The organism is Micromonospora sp. WMMD998, assembly GCF_029581235.1.
Classification (GTDB): domain Bacteria; phylum Actinomycetota; class Actinomycetes; order Mycobacteriales; family Micromonosporaceae; genus Micromonospora.
This window is the reverse complement of the sequence record NZ_CP120740.1, coordinates 2,944,579-2,962,468: the sequence shown is the minus strand read 5'-3', so window position 1 is coordinate 2,962,468 and position 17,890 is coordinate 2,944,579. Positions and strand designations below refer to the sequence as shown.

Genomic DNA, 17,890 nt, shown 5'->3' with positions numbered 1-17,890 from the left:
TCATGATCGCCGCACGGGGGTGGGGGGTGGGGTTAGTCGCGGTCTATGTGGTGGCCTACTACGGTGGGGCCCAGCATTACGGCGAAGCCGGAGCCGTCGCGGCGCGGGTCCGCCGGGGGTAGGTCCACCGGGTCACCGTTCGCCGTCGCGGCCACCGGCCGCGGGCCGATCCAGGCCACCGACAGGTCCAGCTCACCCTTGAGGAGCCGCTGCGCGCGCACGCCGCCGGTCGCCCGCCCCTTCGCCGGGTACGCCTTCAGCGGCGTCACCTTGACCGTGGCGCCCGTCGACGTGACCACCATCGGCTCGCCGTGCTGCGGATCGTCGGTGCGCACCGCGCCGAAGAAGACCACCCGCGCCCCGGCCGGCAGGTTGATGCCGGCCATCCCGCCGCCCTTGAGGCCCTGCGGGCGGACCAGGGACGCCGCGAAACGCAGCAGTGACGCCTCCGAGGAGACGAAGGCCAGCGCCTCGGCGCCGTCGGTCAACCACGTCGCGCCCACCACCTCGTCGCCGTCCCGCAACGAGATCACCTCGAACTCGTCGGAGCGGACCGGCCAGTCGGGCGCGCACACCTTCACCGCGCCCTGCCGGGTGCCGAGCGCCAGGCCGGGCGACCCCTCGGCGGACGGCCCCAGCGGCGCCAGCCCGACCACCGTCTCCCCCGGCGCCAACGGCGCCAGCTCCGCGGCCGACATGCCGCCGCGCAGCGACACCGTGCCGGACTGCTCCGGCAACACCGGCAACGGCAACACGTCGATCTTGAACGCCCGGCCGGCGCTTGTCACCAGCAGCACCCGGCCCCGGGCGGTGGAGTGCACCACCGCGCGTACCGCGTCGTGCTTGACCCGGCCGCTGCGCCGGCGCGCCTCGGCGGCCTCCTCCGACTCGGCCGCGGTCCGCGCGACCAGCCCGGTGGCGGACAGGATCACCTGGCACGGGTCGTCGGCGACCTCCAGCGGACCGGCCGGCACGGAGGCCGCCAGCACCTCCTTCAGGTCGCCGTCGACGAGCGTGGTGCGCCGCTCGGCGCCGAACTGCTTCACCACCGAGGCCAGCTCGTCGGAGACGAGTTTCCGCAGCACCTTCGGGTCGTCGAGGATCTTCGACAACTCGGCGATCTCGCCGCGCAGCTTCTCCTGCTCGGCCTCCAGCTCCAGCCGGTCGTACTTCGTCAACCGGCGCAGCGGAGTGTCCAGGATGTAGGTGGCCTGGATCTCGGAGAGCGTGAACCTCTGCATCAGGCCGTCCTTGGCGGCCTGGGCGTCCTCGCTGGCCCGGATCAGCTTGACCACCCGGTCGATGTCGAGCAGGGCGATCAGCAGACCGTCGACCAGGTGCAGCCGCTCCTCCCGCTTGCGCTTGCGGTAGGCGCTGCGCCGGGTCACCACCTCGTAGCGGTGCGACAGGAACACCTCGAGCAGTTCCTTGAGCCCGAGCGTACGCGGCTGGCCGTCCACGAGCACCAGGTTGTTCACGCCGAACGACTGCTCCAGCGGGGTGAGCCGGTAGAGGTCGGCGAGCAACGCCTGCGGGTTGACCCCGACCTTGCACTCGACCACCAGGCGGGTGCCGTTCTCCCGGTCGGTGAGGTCCTTCACGTCGGCGATGCCGGTCAGCCGCTTGGTCTTGTTGACCTCGTTGGTGATCGCCGCGATGACCTTCTCGGCGCCGACGCCGTACGGCAGCTCGGTGACCGTGATGGCCTGCCGGCCGCGGCTGCCCTCCAGCGGGCCGATCTCGACCCGGCCGCGCATCCGCACCACGCCGCGCCCGGTCTCGTACGCCCGGCGCACCTCGTCCAGGCCGAGCAGCAGCCCACCGGTGGGCAGGTCGGGGCCGGGCACGAACTCCATCAGCCGGTCGAGGCTGGCGTCCGGGTGGTTGATCAGCCAGCGGGCGGCCTGGACCACCTCGCCGAGGTTGTGCGGGATCATGTTGGTCGCCATCCCGACCGCGATCCCGGACGCGCCGTTGACCAGCAGGTTGGGGAAGGCGGCCGGCAGCACGGTGGGCTGGGTCAGCGAACCGTCGTAGTTGGGTTCGACGTCGACGGTGTCCTCGCCCAGCTCCCCGACGAGCAGCATCGCGGGCCGGGAAATCCGACACTCGGTGTATCTCGCCGCCGCCGGGCCGTCGTCCGGGCTGCCGAAGTTTCCATGCCCGTCGATGAGTGGCGTGTTGAGCGAGAAGTCCTGGGCGAGCCGGACCAGCGCGTCGTAGATCGCGGTGTCGCCGTGCGGGTGGTAACGACCCATGACGTCGCCGACCACGCGGGCCGACTTGACGTGGGACCGGTCCGGCCGGAACCCCGACTCGTGCATCGACCAGAGGATGCGCCGGTGCACGGGCTTGAGCCCGTCCCGGGCGTCCGGCAGGGCGCGGGAGTGGATGACCGAGAACGCGTACTCCAGGTAGGAGTCGGACACCTCGGTGACCAGCGGGTTGTCGAAGACCCGTGCGCCGGCCTGGTCGAAGGCGGAGAGGTCCGCCTTGGCGCGGTCGTCCTTGCGGCGTGCCATGGTGCAGCTTCCTTCCGAAACGAACGCGGTGGTCAGGCGTCGATGGCGTCGCGGTCGACGCGGTCGGCGGAGTCGATGAGCCAGTTGCGGCGGGGCTCGACCTTCTCCCCCATGAGCAGGTCGAGGATCCGCTCGGCGGCCTCGACGTCGTCGAGCGTGATCCGGCGGACCGCCCGGGTCGCCGGGTTCATGGTGGTCTCCCACAACTCGTCGGCGTCCATCTCGCCCAGACCCTTGAACCGGGGGATCGGCGTGACGATCTGCTTGCCGGCCTTCTCCAGCTTGCGGACCGTCGCCTCCATCTCGGCCTGGGTGTAGGTGTAGACGGTCTGCGCGTTGCGCCCCTTCGTAGTGATCTTGTGCAGGGGCGGCATCGCCGCGTAGAGCCGACCGGCCTCGATCAGCGGGCGCATGTAACGGGCGAAGAGCGTGATCAGCAGCGTGCGGATGTGCGCCCCGTCGACGTCCGCGTCGGCCATGATGAGCACCCGGCCGTAGCGCATCGTGGACAGGTCGAAGGTGCGACCGGAACCGGCACCCAGCACCTGCACGATCGCGGCGCACTCGGCGTTGTCCAACACCTGCTGGAGGTTCGCCTTCTGCACGTTGAGGATCTTGCCGCGAATCGGGAGAAGCGCCTGATATTCAGCGCTTCGGGCAAGTCGCCCTGTCCCGAGGGCGCTGTCCCCCTCCACGATGAACAGCTCACTCCGGTCGATGCCCCCGGCGCGGCAGTCGACAAGCTTGGCCGGCATGGCCGCGCCCTCCAACGCGGTCTTTCGGCGGGCCGCGTCCTTCTGCTGCTTCTGGGTGAGCCGGACCCGGGCCGCGTCGACGATCTTCTGCAGCACGGTGCGGGCCTCCGCCTTGGTGCGGCGGTCGTCCAACCAGCTCTTCAGGTGCGCCTCGACCAGTCCCTGGAGGACCTTGGTGATGCCGGCGGTGGAGAGCTCGTCCTTGGTCTGCGAGGTGAACTGCGGCTCCGGGATGCGGACGTGCACCACCGCGGTCATGCCCTCCAGGACGTCGTCCAGGGTGGGCGCGTCCTCCTTGGGCTTGAGCAGGCCGCGGGCGCTGCGGGCGGCCTCGGCGAGGGTGCGGGCCAAGGCCCGCTCGAAGCCCTTGCGGTGGGTGCCGCCGTGGGCGTTGCGGATGGTGTTGGTGAAGCACTCGACGGTGCGGTCGTAGCCGGTGCCCCAGCGGAACGCGATCTCGACCTCGGCGCGGCGCTGCACGTTGGACTGCATGACGCCGTTGGCGTCGGCGGCGTTCTCGCGGTAGGTGCCCTCGCCGGTGACCAGCAGCGTGCCGGAGACCGGGCGGTCGCCGGCCGGGGCGAGGAACTCCACCATGTCGGTCAGGCCGGCGGGGAAGTGGAAGCGCTCCTCGGCGGCCTCCTCGCCGGTCTCGTCGCGCAGCCGGTAGGCCACGCCGGGGACGAGGAAGGCGGTGTTGCGCAGCTTGAGCCGGACCGCGTCGACGTCCAGCGCGGCACCGGTCTCGAAGTAGCGGGGGTCGTGCCACCAGCGGATCGAGGTGCCGGTGCGCTGGCCGCGCTTCATCGCGCCGACGATCTGGAGCCCGGGGCCGGGGCTGAACGGCGCGTCCGGGCCGTCGCCGTCGAAGGCCCCGGGTACGCCGTGGCGGAACGACATCGCGTGGACCTTGCCGCCGCGGCGGACGGTGACGTCGAAGCGGCGGGACAGGGCGTTGACCGCGGAGGCGCCCACGCCGTGCAGGCCGCCGGAGGTCTTGTAGCCCGAGCCGCCGAACTTGCCGCCGGCGTGCAGCCGGGTGAGCACCAGCTCGACGCCGGAGATGCCGGACTTGGCGTGCACGTCGGTGGGGATGCCCCGGCCGTCGTCGTCGACCTGCACCGAGCCGTCGGCGCGCAGGATCACGTCGACCGTGGTGGCGTGGCCCGCGACACCCTCGTCGGTGGAGTTGTCGAGGATCTCGTTGACGAGGTGACCCACACCACGGCTGTCGGTCGAGCCGATGTACATGCCGGGGCGCTTGCGGACGGCGTCGAGGCCCTCCAGGTGGGTCAGGTCGTCGGCTCCGTAGAGCGTCTCAGGCTGTGCGGTCAACTGGTCGTACTCCCAGGTCTCGGCGGTGTGGTGCCGTTCACCGTGCGTGTCCCCACGGCGCTCGCCGGGCGCGGCGCGCCGCAGCGAGCCTAGCCCGGCACCCTGACAGGTCCGACGCACCCGGTGGGGTGCGTTGTCCGGTTGATCAGCGGGTGCGAGGGCCCACGGTATGAGGAGGCGTCCGCACACGACAACGATGCGACCCGCCGGTTGTCTTCCCGGTCCGGGTCGGGCCGGTGTGCAGCCATTGACGTTCGTTACACGTACGTGATCTGATCGCCCCCTTGAAGAATCTTTCATGTTTCGATGGGTGAGGGTGAGGTCGGCATGACCGTGTTCCGTCGTTCCGTGCTCGCGGCGGCGCTGGCGCTCGCCACGGTGGGGCTACCGGCCGCCGTGGCGCCCGCCGCGCCCGCCGCCGCGGCGCTGCCCACCGCCGCGGTGGCGCTGGGTGACAGCTTCATCAGTGGCGAAGGCGCCGGCGCGTACGCCCCGGTCGTCGACGTCAACGGCGTCGCGCAGGGCTTCCCCGGCTGGTCGGCGGCGAACGCCAACGCCTACTTCTGCCACCGCTCCCCGAACGCCTCGTTGTTCCAGGCCGACCTGCCGGGGATCGCCGCCCGGTTCAACCTGGCCTGCTCCGGCGGGCAGCCGTACGACATCGCCAACGCCTCGGCCACCCGGGCCAAGGGCCGGCAGGTGGCCGCCCAGCTCGACCAGCTCCGGTCGGTGGCGCGCACCCACGACATCGACCTCGTGCTCGTCGGCCTCGGCTCGAACAACAGCTCGTTCACCTTCGGCAGCGTGGCGGAGAAGTGCGCCAACCGGTTCATCGCCGACGCCTGGACCGGCTGGTGGGAGTTCTGGGCCTACCTGGGCGGGCCGGTGGAGCAGAAGCCCTGCACCGACGCCGACCTGGGCACCGCCGCGCAGTTCTCCGCCGCCACCGCGGAGACCACGACGGCGCTGCGCCGGCTGCTCACCACGCTCGACGAGGTCGACGCGGACGGCCAGCACCGGGTCGTGTTCCAGGACTACACCAACCCGCTGCCGCCCGAGCTGGCGCAGAGCTACTGGAGTGAGGACAACCGGGACGACACCCGGGACAAGTTCCGCGCCCTGGGCGCCGAGCGGTACGCGGCCGGCTGCCCGATCCACCGGGCCAGCCTGGCGCCCGGGCAGCGCTTCTCCCAGGGGCTCGGTTCCCTGGTCAGCTCCGTACGCGGCACGCTCGCCGCCGAGTTCCCGGCCGACGACCTGGTCTACCTGAACGTGCAACGGGCGTTCGACGGCGCCCGGCTCTGTGAGTCGTCGGGCAGCCCGGCCAACGCGCTGGCCACCCCGATCCGGCTGATGGACGGCCCGAGCGGCGTCTTCGTGACCAGCCTCTCCGGCAAGGACAAGCTCGACATCCAGCGCATCGCGAACGCCTGCGGGACCTACTTCCAGACCTGCCAGGAGTCGTGGCACCCGAGCGCCGCCGGCCATCGGGTGCTCGGCCAGTGCCTGAGCGGGGCGGCGGCGACGGGTGCCCGTACCGTGGCCTGCGTCCGCGCCACGGACGGCACGGTCACGGTGCGCTGAGTCCCCGGGCCGGCGTTCCCGCTCCGGGTACGCCGGCCCGCGCCGGGCCGCGCTCAGCTCCGGGTCGCGGCACCGAGCACGTGCGGCGAGGCGGGCGCCGGGATCCCCCGCGCGGGGAAGCGGAACCGGTCCAGCTCGGTGACGGTGAAGCCGGCGGCCCGGATCGCGGCCATGGTGTCGCGACCGCTGTGGCAGCCGGCGCAGAACAGCGGCCAGAGCGTCGCGTCGGCGAGACGCTGGGCCCGGCGCAGGCCCCGCGTCGACGCGGCCACGTGCTCGTAGAAGCGCAGCTCGCCGCCGGGCCGTAGCACCCGGCGCGCCTCCCGGAGCGCGACCGCCTGGTCGGGCACGGAGCAGAGCACCAGCGAGAACACCACGGCGTCGGCGGCGCCGTCGGTGACCGGCAGCGCCTGGGCCAGGCCGGCGGTGACGGTCACCGGCACTCCGGCGTCGGGCGCGGCGGCCCGGGCGAGGGCGCGCAGCCGGGGTTCCGGCTCGACGGCGAGCACGCCTGTCACCGCCGGCGGGTAGTGCGACAGGTTGCGTCCGTTGCCGGCGCCGACCTCGACCACCCGGCCGTGCAGCCCGGCCACCAGGCGGCGCCGGTGCGCGGCGGCGCCGGCTTCGTCCATGGCGACGCTGGCGCGGGCGAAGAGCCGGGCGAAGATCGGGTGGGAGAAGCCCATCAGCGGGCCGCCGGTGGGGCGCCGAGGCTGAGCAGGAGCGGGCCGGCCGCGCCGTCGACCAGGTCGCCGAGACGGGTCCCGTCGAGCACGGCGAGGAACGCGGCCTGGGCGCGGCGCAGTTCGCCGCGCAGCCGGCAGCCGGTGACCAGCGGGCAGGCGGGTTCGGCGCAGTTGACCACCTCGTCGTCGCCCTCGAAGGCCCGGACCACGTGCCCGACGGTCAGCTCACCGGCGTGCTCGGCGAAGGCCACCCCGCCGGAACGGCCCCGGATGGTCACCAGCACGCCGAGCCGCTGGAGCCGCTGCACCACCTTGGCGACGTGGCTGCGGGGCAGCGCGAGTCGGGTGGCGAGCTCGTCGACCGTGGCGCGGACCGGGGACGCGGCGGTCAGCATGGCGATCCGCAACGCCATGTCGGTCGATCGATTGAGCCTCACGCACCGACCCTAGCCACTGGACGCCGAATGTGACACGGCCGTGCCCGCTCGAGATGGTGGCGGCAAAAAAGGAGTCCATCGCACCCTTTTCCAGGGACAACGGCCGACCAGGGCGTTCATCCGATCCACGGTGGACATGACGCGCGGCGAGAAGTCGATGACCTTCAGATTAGGGAGGGATCGCCAGGGTACGGGGCTGACATGCGTGTCCTTGGCATCAATGCGATCTTCCACGACCCGGCCGCCGCCCTGGTGGTGGACGGCCGGGTCGTGGCCGCTGCCGAAGAGGAGCGGTTCAGCCGCCGCAAGCACGGCAAGCGGCCGGTGCCCTTCTCCGCGTGGGAGCTGCCCGAGTTGTCCGCGGCCTGGTGCCTGGCCGGCGCGGGCGTCGACGTCGACAGCCTGGACGCGGTCGCGTACTCCTTCGATCCCGGCCTGTGCCGCGACGCGGCCGAGCTGGGCCTCGCCGACCCGTGGGACGGGCTGCGGGTGGACTACGCGCGGCGGGCGCCGCAGTTCCTCGCCGCCGCGCTGCCCGGGCTCGACCCGGAGAAGGTGCGGTTCGTGCCGCACCACGTGGCGCACGCCGCCTCGGCGGGGCTGGCCGCGCCGCCGGCCGGGGAGGACACCGCGGTGCTGGTGCTCGACGGCCGGGGCGAGGTGGCCAGCCACCTCGCCGGCGTCTACACCGACGGCCAGTTGTCGCCGCTGCGCTCGCAGGAGCTGCCCCACTCGCTCGGCCTGCTCTACGAGGAGCTGACCCGGCACCTGGGCTTCCTGCACTCCAGCGACGAGTACAAGGTGATGGCGCTGGCCTCCTACGGCACGCCGAGGCACCTGGGCGTGTTGCGGGAGCTGGTCCGGGTCACCGACGACGGTGGCTTCCGGGTCGAGCGGATCGACTGGGCCGGCCTGGCCAAGGAGGTCGCCGCCGGCGGGGAGCTGGGCGAGGAGCACGCCGACCTGGCCGCCAGCGTCCAGCAGCGGCTGGAGGAGGTCGTCCTCGACCTGGCCCGCTGGCTGTACGACGCCTCCGGCGGCGCCGGCACGCTCGCCATGGCCGGCGGGGTGGCGCTCAACTGCGTGGCCAACGCCCGGCTCGCCGCCGAGGGCCCGTACCGCGACGTGTGGGTGCAGCCGGCGGCCGGTGACGCCGGCACCGCGCTCGGCGCGGCCCTGCACGTGGCCGGCGAGCTGGGCGACCGGTCCGCACCGATGACCGGCGTGGACCTCGGCCGGGGCTGGTCGGACGAGGAGTTGGAGGCGGAACTGCGCCGGGCGGCGCTGCCGTACACCCGGCCGGCGTCGATCGCCGCCGAGGCGGCCCGGGTGCTCGCCGACAACGGCATCGTGGCCTGGTATCAGGGACGCAGCGAGTACGGCCCGCGCGCGCTGGGCCACCGGTCGCTGCTCGCCCACCCGGGCGACCGGGACACCACCCGCCGGATGAACGACGTCAAGGGCCGCGAGCAGTTCCGGCCGATCGCGCCGATGGTGCGCGCGGAACGTTTCGGGGAGCTGTTCGAGGGCACGTACCCGAGCCCGTACATGCTCTTCGTGCACCGGGTGAAGCCGGCGTGGCGGGACCGGATCCCGGCGGTCACCCACGTCGACGGCACCGCCCGGGTGCAGACCGTGCACCCGGAGACCGAGCCGTTGGTGGCCGAGCTGCTGGCCGAGTTCGAGCGGCGCACCGGGCTGCCGGTGGTGGTGAACACGTCGCTCAACACCGCCGGCCGGCCGATGGTGGACACGCCGCGCGAGGCGATGGAGCTGTTCGGCTCCGCGCCGGTGGACCTGCTGGCCCTCGGCCCGTTCGCGGTGCACCGGCGGTCGTTCGGGGACGCCCGATGATCAGCGTCGTGGTGCCCACGCTGGGACGGCCCAGCCTGGCCACCCTGCTGGACGCGCTGGCCGCCCACCTGCGCGGGGCGGCCGACGTCGAGCTGCTGCTGGTCGACGACCGGCGCGACGACCACGGCGAGCTGGCTGTGCCGGGGGCGCTCACCGCGTACACGAAGGTGCTCCGTGGGCGTGGCGCGGGCCCGGCGGCGGCCCGCGACCTGGGCTGGCGGGCCGCATGCGGCGACTGGGTGGTCTTCCTCGACGACGACGTGGTCCCGGCGCCGGACTGGGTCCGCCGGCTGCGCGCGGACCTGGCCGTGCCCGGTCGGGTCGGCGGGGTGCAGGGCGTGGTGGAGGTGCCGCTGCCGGCGCACCGGCGGCCCACCGACTGGGAGCGCGGCACCGCCGGCCTGGCCGCGGGCCGGTGGATCACCGCGGACATGGCCTACCGCCGGGCCGCACTCGCCGCCGTCGGTGGCTTCGACGAGCGGTTTCCGCGCGCCTACCGGGAGGACGCCGAACTGGCCCACCGGATCCGGCACGCCGGCTGGGACCTGGTGCGCGGCCAGCGGCGGGTGACCCACCCGGTGCGCCCGGAGAGCCGCTGGGTGAGCCTGCGGACCCAGCGCGGCAACGCCGACGACGCGCTGCTGCGTCGGCTCTACGGTCGTCGCTGGCGCGCCGAGCTGGGCCTGCCGCCGGGACGGCGGCCCCGGCACGCGGCGGTGGCCGCCGCCGGTGCGCTGGCGCTGACCGCCGCGGCGGTGCGCGCCACCCCGCTGCCGTCGGCCCGGGTCCGACGCGCGCTCGGCGTGGTCGGTGGGCTGGCCGCGCTCGGGTGGGCGGCCGGCACCGCCGAGTTCGCCCGGGCCCGGATCGCGCCCGGCCCGCGCACCCCGGACGAGGTCGCCACCATGCTCGCCACGAGCGCGCTCATCCCGCCGCTGGCGGTCGGGCACTGGGTACGGGGCTGGTGGCGCGCCCGCGCGGTGCCGGCCGGGGACGGCCGCTGATGGCCGGGCTGTACGAGGCCGTGCTGCTGGACCGGGACGGCACGCTGGTGGAGGACGTGCCCTACAACGGCGACCCGGAGAAGGTGCGGCCGGTGCCGGGCGCCCGCGAGGCGCTGGACCGGTTGCGCGCGGCCGGGCTGCGACTGGCCGTGGTGACCAACCAGTCCGGGCTGGCTCGGGGCCTGTTCACCGCCGCGCAGATGCACGCCGTGCACGCCCGGATCGAGGAACTGCTCGGCCCGTTCGACCACTGGGCGATCTGCCCGCACGCCGACGGCGACGGCTGTGCCTGCCGCAAGCCGGCGCCCGGGCTGGTGCACGAGGCGGCCGGGGCGCTCGGCACCGCCGTCACCCGATGCGTGCTGATCGGCGACATCGGTCGGGACATGGCCGCCGCGCTGGCCGCCGGCGCCGCCGGCCTCATGGTGCCCACCCCGGTCACCCGGCCCGAGGAGGTGGCCGCCGCGCCGGCCGTGGCCCGGGACCTGCCCGGCGCCGTCGACGAGATCCTGCGGCGGACGCGGGCGGTCCGGCCGGCGACACCCCGGGACGTACCGGCCGGCACGGTGCTCGTGGTGCGTAGCGACTCCGCCGGCGACGTGCTGGTCACCGGACCCGGAATCCGGGCGGTCGCGGCCGGCGCGCGCCGGGTGGTGCTGCTCTGCGGCCCGCGCGGACGCGCCGCCGCCGACCTGCTGCCCGGCGTCGACGAGATCATCGAATGGCGACTGCCCTGGATCGACGGTTCCCCGGAACCGGTGGACCCGGACGACATGCGCGCGCTCACCGACCGGCTGGCCGCCGTCGCCGCCGACGAGGCCGTGGTGTTCACCTCCTTCCACCAGTCGCCCCTGCCCCTGGCCCTGCTGCTGCGCCTCGCCGGCGTGCCCCGGATCAGCGCGATCAGCGACGACTACCCCGGCGCCCTGCTCGACGTGCGCCACCGCGTCCCGGTCGGCGTACCCGAACCCGAACGCGCCCTGTCCCTCGCCGCCGCCGCCGGCTTCGCCCTGCCCGACCACGACGAACCCCGCCTGCGGCTGCGCGCCGACCGGGACGGGCCGGAGCCGGACCTGCCGGCCCCCGGCTACGTCGTGGTGCACCCCGGCGCGTCGGTGCCCGCCCGGGCCTGCCCGCCGCGCCGCTGCGCGGAGATCGTGGCCGCCCTGACGGCCGACGGTCATCGGGTGCTGGTCACCGGCGGGCCGGACGAGCGGGAACTGACCGCCCGGGTCGCCGCCGCCGGCGGGGTGGACCTCGGCAGGGCGACCGACCTGGCCGGGCTGGCCCGCCTGCTGGCCGGCGCCCGGTGCCTGGTGGTCGGCAACACCGGCCCCGCGCACCTGGCCGCCGCGGTCGGCACACCGGTGGTCAGTCTGTTCGCCCCGACCGTCCCGTTCGGCCAGTGGGGACCGTACCGGGTGCCGACCGTGCGGCTCGGCGACGCCGCGGCGGCCTGCCGGGACACCCGCGCCACCGCCTGCCCGGTCCCCGGACACCCCTGCCTGGACGGCGTCGACCCGGCCCGGGTGGTCGCCGCCGTCCGCACGCTGGTTCCCCGCTGACCCGTCCGTCGAGGAGAGAGATGAACATCCTGCTCTGGCACGTGCACGGCTCCTGGACCACGTCGTTCGTGCACGGCAAACACCGCTACCTCATCCCGACCAACCCGGCCCGGGACGCCTACGGGCTCGGCCGCGCCCGCACCTACCCCTGGCCCGATACCGCCATCGAGATCACCCCGCAGGACCTGCGCACCACCGACGTCGACGTGGTCATCCTGCAACGACCCGAGGAACTCGACCTCGCCACCGAATGGCTCGGCCGCCGGCCCGGACGCGACCTGCCCGCGATCTACGTCGAACACAACACCCCCAAGGGCGACGTCCCGAACACCCGCCACCCCATGGCCGACCGCGACGACCTGCTCCTCACCCACGTCACACACTTCAACGACCTGTTCTGGGACACCGGCGCCACCCGCACCACCGTCGTCGACCACGGCGTCGTCCCACCCGCCGTCGAGTGGACCGGCGAACTCGACCGCCTCGCCGTCGTCACGAACGAGCCGGTACGCCGCTGGCGGATCACCGGCACCGACCTGATGCCCCGGTTCGCCGCCGTCGCCCCGCTGGACGTGTTCGGCATGGGCGTGGCCGGGCTGCCCGACGCGCTCGCCGCGGCCGGCGCGCCCGGTCTGCCGGTGACCGGCCACGAGGATCTGCCGCAGGCCGCCATGCACGCCGAACTCGCCCGACGCCGGGCCTACCTGCACCTGTGCCGCTGGACCTCGCTCGGGCTCAGCCTCGTCGAGGCCATGACCATCGGCATGCCGGTGATCGCCCTGGCCACCACCGAAGCGGTGCAGGCGGTGCCACCCGACGCCGGGGTGCTCTCCACCCGCGTGGAGACGCTCGTCGAGGCGGCGCGCTGGTTGGCCGACGACCGGGACGCCGCGTACCGGCTCGGGGCGCGGGCCCGGGAGGTGGCCAAGGAACGGTACGGCCTGGACCGGTTCCTCGCCGACTGGGATCGCATCATGGAGGAGGAGACATGCGCATCGCGATGATTTCGGAACACGCCAGCCCGCTCGCCGCCCTCGGCGAGGAGGACGCCGGCGGGCAGAACACCCACGTGGCGGAACTCGCCGCCGCGCTGGTCGGCGGCGGCCACGACGTCCGCGTCTACACCCGCCGCGACTCCCCCGCCCAGCCCGACGCGGTCCCCGCCCCGGACGGCTACCAGGTGTGGCACGTCCCGGCCGGCCCGGCCCGGCGGGTGCCGAAGGACGACCTGCTGCCGTACATGGGCGAGTTCGGCAGTTGGCTGGCGGACACCTGGCGGCACGGCGGCTGGACCCCGGACGTGGCGCACGCGCACTTCTGGATGAGCGGCCTGGCGACCGTGCACGCCAGCCGCCGTACCGGGGTGCCGACCGTGCTGACGTACCACGCGCTCGGCACCGTCAAGCGCCGGCACCAGGGCGCCCGGGACACCAGTCCACCAGGGCGGATCGGCTACGAGCGGGCACTCGGCCGGGCCGTCGACCGGGTGATCGTGCAGTGCGAGGACGAGGTCGGCGAGCTGCTCCGGATGGGCGTGCCCCGGTCCCGGATGGCGCTGGTCCCGTCCGGCGTCAACGAGACGGTGTTCCACCCGGACGGCCCGGTCGCGCCGCGCGACCCGGCCCGCCCGCGGATCCTCACCGTCGGCCGGATGGTCGAGCGCAAGGGCTTCCTGGACGTCGTGCGGGCACTGCCGGCGGTCCCGGACGCGGAGTGCGTGGTGGTCGGCGGCCCACCGGCCGACCTGCTGCCGGCCGACGCGTTCGCCCGCCGGCTGTCCGCGCTGGCCGAGTCGTGCGGCGTCGCCGACCGGGTACGGCTGCTCGGCGGCGTGCCCCGGGAGGAGATGGGCGCCTGGTACCGCTCGGCGGACGTGCTGGTCGCCGCGCCCTGGTACGAGCCGTTCGGCCTGACCCCGTTGGAGGGAATGGCCTGCGGCGTGCCGGTGATCGGCACGAACGTGGGCGGCATCGCCGACAGCGTGGTGGACGGGCTGACCGGTGACCTGGTGCCGCCGCGCGACTCCCGCGCGCTGGGCGCCGCGCTGCGCCGGCTGCTCTCCGACAACGTGCGCCGCTTCGCGTACGCGACCGCGGCGCTGGACCGGGTCCGCAGCCGCTACTCGTGGAAGCGTTGCGCGGAGCAGCTCGGCGCGGTCTACGGCACGCTCGTCGCCGCGGCCCGGCCGGCGTCGGCGGTGGCCTGATGACGCCGCTCGACACGCTCGACGCGCACCTGTCCGGGCTGGCCTCGGCCCTGCTGCCGTACCGGCGGGAGGCGCAGCGGCTGGCGTCCTGGGGCACCGAGCTGGCCTGGACGCTGGCCCGCGGCGGCCGGTTGCTGGTGGCCGGCAACGGCGGCAGCGCCGCCGAAGCCCAACACCTCACCGCCGAACTCGTCGGCAAACTCCGCCACGACCGCCAACCCCTGTCCGCCATCGCCCTGCACGCCGAGACCAGCGCCCTGACCGCCATCGGCAACGACTACGGCTACGACGAGGTCTTCGCCCGCCAGGTCCGCGCCCACGGCCGCCCCGACGACCTCCTCCTGCTCCTGTCCACCAGCGGCGCCAGCACCAACCTCCTCACCGCCGCCCGGGCCGCCCACGACACCGGCCTGCGCTGCTGGGCCTTCACCGGGCCCGCCCCCAACCCCCTGGCCGACCTCTGCCACGACGTGCTCGCCGTGCCGTCGGAGGACAGCCAGGTGGTGCAGGAGCTGCACCTGGTCTCCTCGCACCTGCTCTGCGAGTACGTCGACCAGGCGCTGCCGCTGGTCCGGCAGCTTCCCGGCGCGTCCTGGCGACCGCCGGGGCCACCCCCCGCCCCGCCGGCGTCGCCCCACGCGGCGCATCCGGTCCGGCCGGCCCGCGCGGCCCGGTCCGCCGACGAGGGCCGGGACCGGGGCGGCCTGGTACTGGCCACGGTCGATGGCGTCGTGCCGTCAGGCGTCGACGGCCACGGACCGAACAGCCACGCCCCGAACGGACACGGGTCACACGGACCCAACGGACACGGACCGAACGGGCACGGGCCGGATCGGGTGGAGCCGTGAGCGGCCCGCTGGTGGTGGTCGGCGACGCGCTGCTGGACCGCGACGTGACCGGCACGGTCAGCCGGCTCTGCCCGGACGCCCCGGTGCCGGTGCTCGACGAAACCACCGCGACCGACCGGCCCGGCGGCGCCGGCCTGGCGGCCCTGCTCGCGGCGGCACACGACGATGACGTCGCGCTGGTCACCGCGCTCGCCGACGACGCCGGCGGGGCTCGCTTGGCCGAGTTGCTGACCGCCGTGGGCGTCGAGGTCTACCCGGTGCGCCTGCCCGGCGCCACCGCCGAGAAGATCCGGCTCCGGGCCGGCGGGCAGACGCTGCTCCGACTGGACCGGGGCGGGGAGCCGCAACTCCCGGGCGAGCCGCCGGAGGCGGTGCGGGAGCTGCTCGGCCGGGCCCGGGCGATCCTGGTCAGCGACTACGGTCGGGGGCTGCTCCGCCAACCGACGCTGCGCGCCGCGCTGGCCGACGCGTCCGCCCCGGTGGTCTGGGATCCGCACCCGCGCGGTCCGGCCGCGGTGCCCGGCACCCGGCTGACCACCCCCAACCTCGACGAGCTGCGCCGGCTCACCGGCGACGCGGGCGGCGGCCCGACGCTCGCCGCGGCCACCCGCGCCGCCCACGAGCTGCGCCGCCGATGGCGGGCGGGCGCGGTCGCGGTGACCATGGGCCCCGGCGGCGCGGTGCTCTGCCAGGCCGGCGGCACGCCTGTGGTGCTGCCGCCGTCGTCCGTACCGGACCGCGTCGAGGACACCTGCGGGGCCGGCGACCGGTTCGCCGCCACCGCCGCGCTGGCGCTCGGCGACGGCGCGCCGGTCGCGGAGGCGGTCCGGGCCGCGGTCGAGGCGGCGTCGGCGTACGTGGCGGCCGGCGGCGCGGCCGGGCTGCACCGGCCGCCGGAACAGGCCACCGCACCGGACACCGTGCGCACCGCCGAGGAACTGGCCGCCGCGGTACGCGCGGGCGGCGGCACCGTGGTCGCCACCGGCGGCTGTTTCGACATCCTGCACGCCGGGCACCTGGCCACCCTCCAGGCGGCCCGTCGCCTCGGCGACTGCCTGATCGTCTGCCTCAACTCCGACCGCAGCGTACGCGGGCTCAAGGGGCCGGACCGCCCGGTCAACCCGGCCGACGACCGGGCCCGCCTGCTGGCGGCGCTGGACTGTGTCGACGCGGTGGTGGTCTTCGACGAGCCCACCCCGCACCAGGTGCTGGCCCGGTTGCGCCCAGACGTGTGGGTCAAGGGCGGCGACTACGGCGACGTGGAGCTGCCCGAGGCGGAGCTGGTCCACCGCTGGGGCGGTCGGGTGGTCACCGTCCCCTATCTGGCCGGCCGGTCCACCACCGGCACCATCTCGGCCGCGCGCCAGCGTGGCCTGCACCTCGTCGAGGGAGTCGTATGACCAGGGATCTGAGTAACCAGGCCGTGCTCGTCACCGGGGGGTCGAGCGGGCTCGGCGCGGCGGTGGTGGCCGCGGTGGCCGAGGCCGGCGGCCGGCCGTACGTGCTGGATCAACGCGCCCCCGCCGACGGGGTGCCCTGGCTGGAGTGCGACCTGGCCGACGGCCGGGCCGCCGAGGCGGCCACCCGGCAGCTCGCCGAGCAGGCCGGCGGCCTGGCCGGCGTGGTCACCGCCGCCGGCATGGACGTGCCCGGCCGGCTGGCCGACGTCGACGGCGCCACCTGGGAGCGGATCGTGGCGATCAACCTGCTCGGCACCGCCGCGGTGGTCCGGGCCGCGCTGCCGGAGCTGGAGCGGGCGCACGGCACGGTGGTGACCGTGGCGTCGACGCTGGGCGTGAAGGCGGTCAGCGACGCGACCGCATACTGCGCGGCGAAGTTCGGGGTGGTCGGCTTCACCCGGGCGCTCGCGGCGGAACTGGCCGGCCGGGTCGGCGTGACGCTGCTGGTCCCGGGCGGCATGCGGACCGCGTTCTTCGACCAGCGTGACGAGAAGTACAAGCCGGGGCCGGACGCGATCCTCAACGATCCGGCCGACACCGCCGCGGCGGTCATGTTCGCGCTCGCCCAGCCGCCCGGCTGCGCGGTACGGGAGCTGGTGGTCTGCGCCGAGCAGGAGTCCTCGTACCCGTGATCCTCGTGCTGAGGGCGCTCGGCGTCGGTGACCTCGCGACCGGGGTGCCGGCGGTGCGCGCGCTGCGCGCCGCGTACCCCGGTCGGGAATTGGCGCTTGTCGCGCCGCGCTGGCTGTCGCCGCTTGTCGGCCTGGTCGGCGGAGTGGACCGGCAGGTCCACGCGGACGGGCTGGGCCGCCTCCGGTGGTCCGGCCCGCCGCCGGAGCTGGCGGTGAACCTGCACGGCCGGGGTCCGCAGTCGCACCGGATGCTGGCCGCGTCGCGGCCGGGCCGGCTGCTGGCGTTCGCGAACGCCGCCGCCGGGGCGCCGGACGGGCCGCCGTGGCGGGCCGAGGAGCACGAGGTGGACCGCTGGTGCCGGATGCTGGCCTGGTACGGCATCGCGGCGGATCGGGCCGACCTGGCGCTGCGCCGTCCCGACCCGGGCGCGTTGCCGGTCGGCGTGACCATCGTGCACCCGGGGGCGAAGGCGCCGGCGCGGCGCTGGCCGGTGAGCCGTTTCGCGCGGGTGGCCCGGGAGTTGGCGGCGCGGGGTCACCGGGTGGTGGTGACCGGCAGCGCGGCCGAGCGGGGTCTCGCATCGGCGGTGGCCACGGCGGCCGGGTTGCCGGCGGACGCGGTGCTGGCCGGCGCGACCGACGTGGGTGAGCTGGCCGCGCTGGTGGCGCACGCCCGGCTGGTGCTCTGCGGCGACACCGGCGTCGGGCACCTGGCCACCGCCTACGCGACCCCGTCGGTGCTGCTGTTCGGGCCGGTCCCGCCGGCCTGGTGGGGGCCGCCGCCGGACCGGCCGTGGCACGAGGCGCTCTGGACCGGCCCGGTGCCGACGGACAGCGGCCCGGCGCGGCCGGACGGTGACGCGGCGACCGATGACGCGGTGCACCCGGCGCTGGACGCGCTGGACGTGCCGGCGGTGCTGGCCGCGGTGGACCGGGTGGAGTCGGCCACGCGGGCGATGCCGACGCAGCGGGCCCGACCACCCCTTGCTACCCGCCGGTAGC

At 75.0% G+C, this 17,890-nt stretch carries 13 protein-coding genes and 1 pseudogene; 10 read left to right on the top strand and 4 right to left on the bottom strand.

Going from position 1 to position 17,890, the window contains the following annotated elements; all coding sequences use genetic code 11:
* Positions 1–32: 32 nt before the first annotated feature.
* Positions 33–2,522, bottom strand: coding sequence for a DNA topoisomerase (ATP-hydrolyzing) (locus tag O7619_RS13840; protein WP_282288168.1), 2,490 nt, complete (start codon positions 2,520–2,522; stop codon positions 33–35).
* A gap of 32 nt (positions 2,523–2,554) precedes the next feature.
* The gene (locus O7619_RS13835) at positions 2,555–4,612 is read right to left on the bottom strand and encodes a DNA topoisomerase IV subunit B (RefSeq protein WP_282288167.1); all 2,058 of its coding nucleotides are present in this window, start codon (positions 4,610–4,612) and stop codon (positions 2,555–2,557) included.
* A gap of 327 nt (positions 4,613–4,939) precedes the next feature.
* Between O7619_RS13835 and O7619_RS13830 the strand changes: the two genes are divergently transcribed.
* Entirely contained in the window at positions 4,940–6,196 is a 1,257-nt protein-coding gene (locus tag O7619_RS13830) for a hypothetical protein (protein WP_282288825.1), read from the top strand.
* A gap of 53 nt (positions 6,197–6,249) precedes the next feature.
* Here the strand turns inward: O7619_RS13830 and O7619_RS13825 are convergent, their stop codons facing one another.
* Complete coding sequence (locus tag O7619_RS13825) at positions 6,250–6,882, bottom strand: class I SAM-dependent methyltransferase (RefSeq protein WP_282288165.1); 633 nt, start codon at positions 6,880–6,882, stop codon at positions 6,250–6,252.
* Positions 6,882–7,319 carry an Rrf2 family transcriptional regulator gene (locus tag O7619_RS13820; RefSeq protein ID WP_281583954.1) on the bottom strand — a complete coding sequence of 146 codons (438 nt, stop codon included), beginning with the start codon at positions 7,317–7,319 and terminating at the stop codon, positions 6,882–6,884. The genes O7619_RS13825 and O7619_RS13820 overlap by 1 nt, the downstream gene beginning before the upstream one ends.
* A 201-nt stretch (positions 7,320–7,520) precedes the next feature.
* Here O7619_RS13820 and O7619_RS13815 point away from each other — a divergent pair, with 201 nt between their 5' ends.
* The 9 genes and pseudogenes from O7619_RS13815 to O7619_RS13775 all read left to right on the top strand — a co-directional run bounded on the left by O7619_RS13815 (position 7,521) and on the right by O7619_RS13775 (position 17,889).
* Complete coding sequence (locus O7619_RS13815; protein ID WP_282288163.1) at positions 7,521–9,173, top strand: carbamoyltransferase C-terminal domain-containing protein; 1,653 nt, start codon at positions 7,521–7,523, stop codon at positions 9,171–9,173.
* Positions 9,170–10,177 carry a glycosyltransferase gene (locus tag O7619_RS13810; protein ID WP_282288162.1) on the top strand — a complete coding sequence of 336 codons (1,008 nt, stop codon included), beginning with the start codon at positions 9,170–9,172 and terminating at the stop codon, positions 10,175–10,177. Before O7619_RS13815 ends, O7619_RS13810 begins: the two co-directional genes overlap by 4 nt.
* Positions 10,177–11,742, top strand: a complete 1,566-nt coding sequence (locus tag O7619_RS13805) for an HAD-IIIA family hydrolase (protein WP_282288160.1) — start codon at positions 10,177–10,179, stop codon at positions 11,740–11,742. Before O7619_RS13810 ends, O7619_RS13805 begins: the two co-directional genes overlap by 1 nt.
* A gap of 20 nt (positions 11,743–11,762) precedes the next feature.
* The gene (locus O7619_RS13800; protein ID WP_282288158.1) at positions 11,763–12,746 is read left to right on the top strand and encodes a glycosyltransferase; all 984 of its coding nucleotides are present in this window, start codon (positions 11,763–11,765) and stop codon (positions 12,744–12,746) included.
* On the top strand, positions 12,731–13,948 hold the full coding sequence (locus O7619_RS13795) for a glycosyltransferase (protein WP_282288156.1): 1,218 nt from the start codon (positions 12,731–12,733) through the stop codon (positions 13,946–13,948). The genes O7619_RS13800 and O7619_RS13795 overlap by 16 nt, the downstream gene beginning before the upstream one ends.
* Positions 13,948–14,514 (top strand): annotated as a pseudogene (locus O7619_RS13790) (SIS domain-containing protein); the annotation flags it as partial. The gene O7619_RS13795 and the pseudogene O7619_RS13790, both read left to right, overlap by 1 nt.
* 293 nt (positions 14,515–14,807) lie before the next feature.
* The gene (locus O7619_RS13785; RefSeq protein ID WP_282288823.1) at positions 14,808–16,196 is read left to right on the top strand and encodes a PfkB family carbohydrate kinase; all 1,389 of its coding nucleotides are present in this window, start codon (positions 14,808–14,810) and stop codon (positions 16,194–16,196) included.
* Positions 16,193–16,888: an SDR family oxidoreductase gene (locus tag O7619_RS13780; RefSeq protein ID WP_282288154.1), complete on the top strand. Its 696-nt coding sequence runs from the start codon at positions 16,193–16,195 to the stop codon at positions 16,886–16,888. Before O7619_RS13785 ends, O7619_RS13780 begins: the two co-directional genes overlap by 4 nt.
* Positions 16,885–17,889 carry a glycosyltransferase family 9 protein gene (locus O7619_RS13775; RefSeq protein ID WP_282288152.1) on the top strand — a complete coding sequence of 335 codons (1,005 nt, stop codon included), beginning with the start codon at positions 16,885–16,887 and terminating at the stop codon, positions 17,887–17,889. Before O7619_RS13780 ends, O7619_RS13775 begins: the two co-directional genes overlap by 4 nt.
* Position 17,890: the final 1 nt, after the last annotated feature.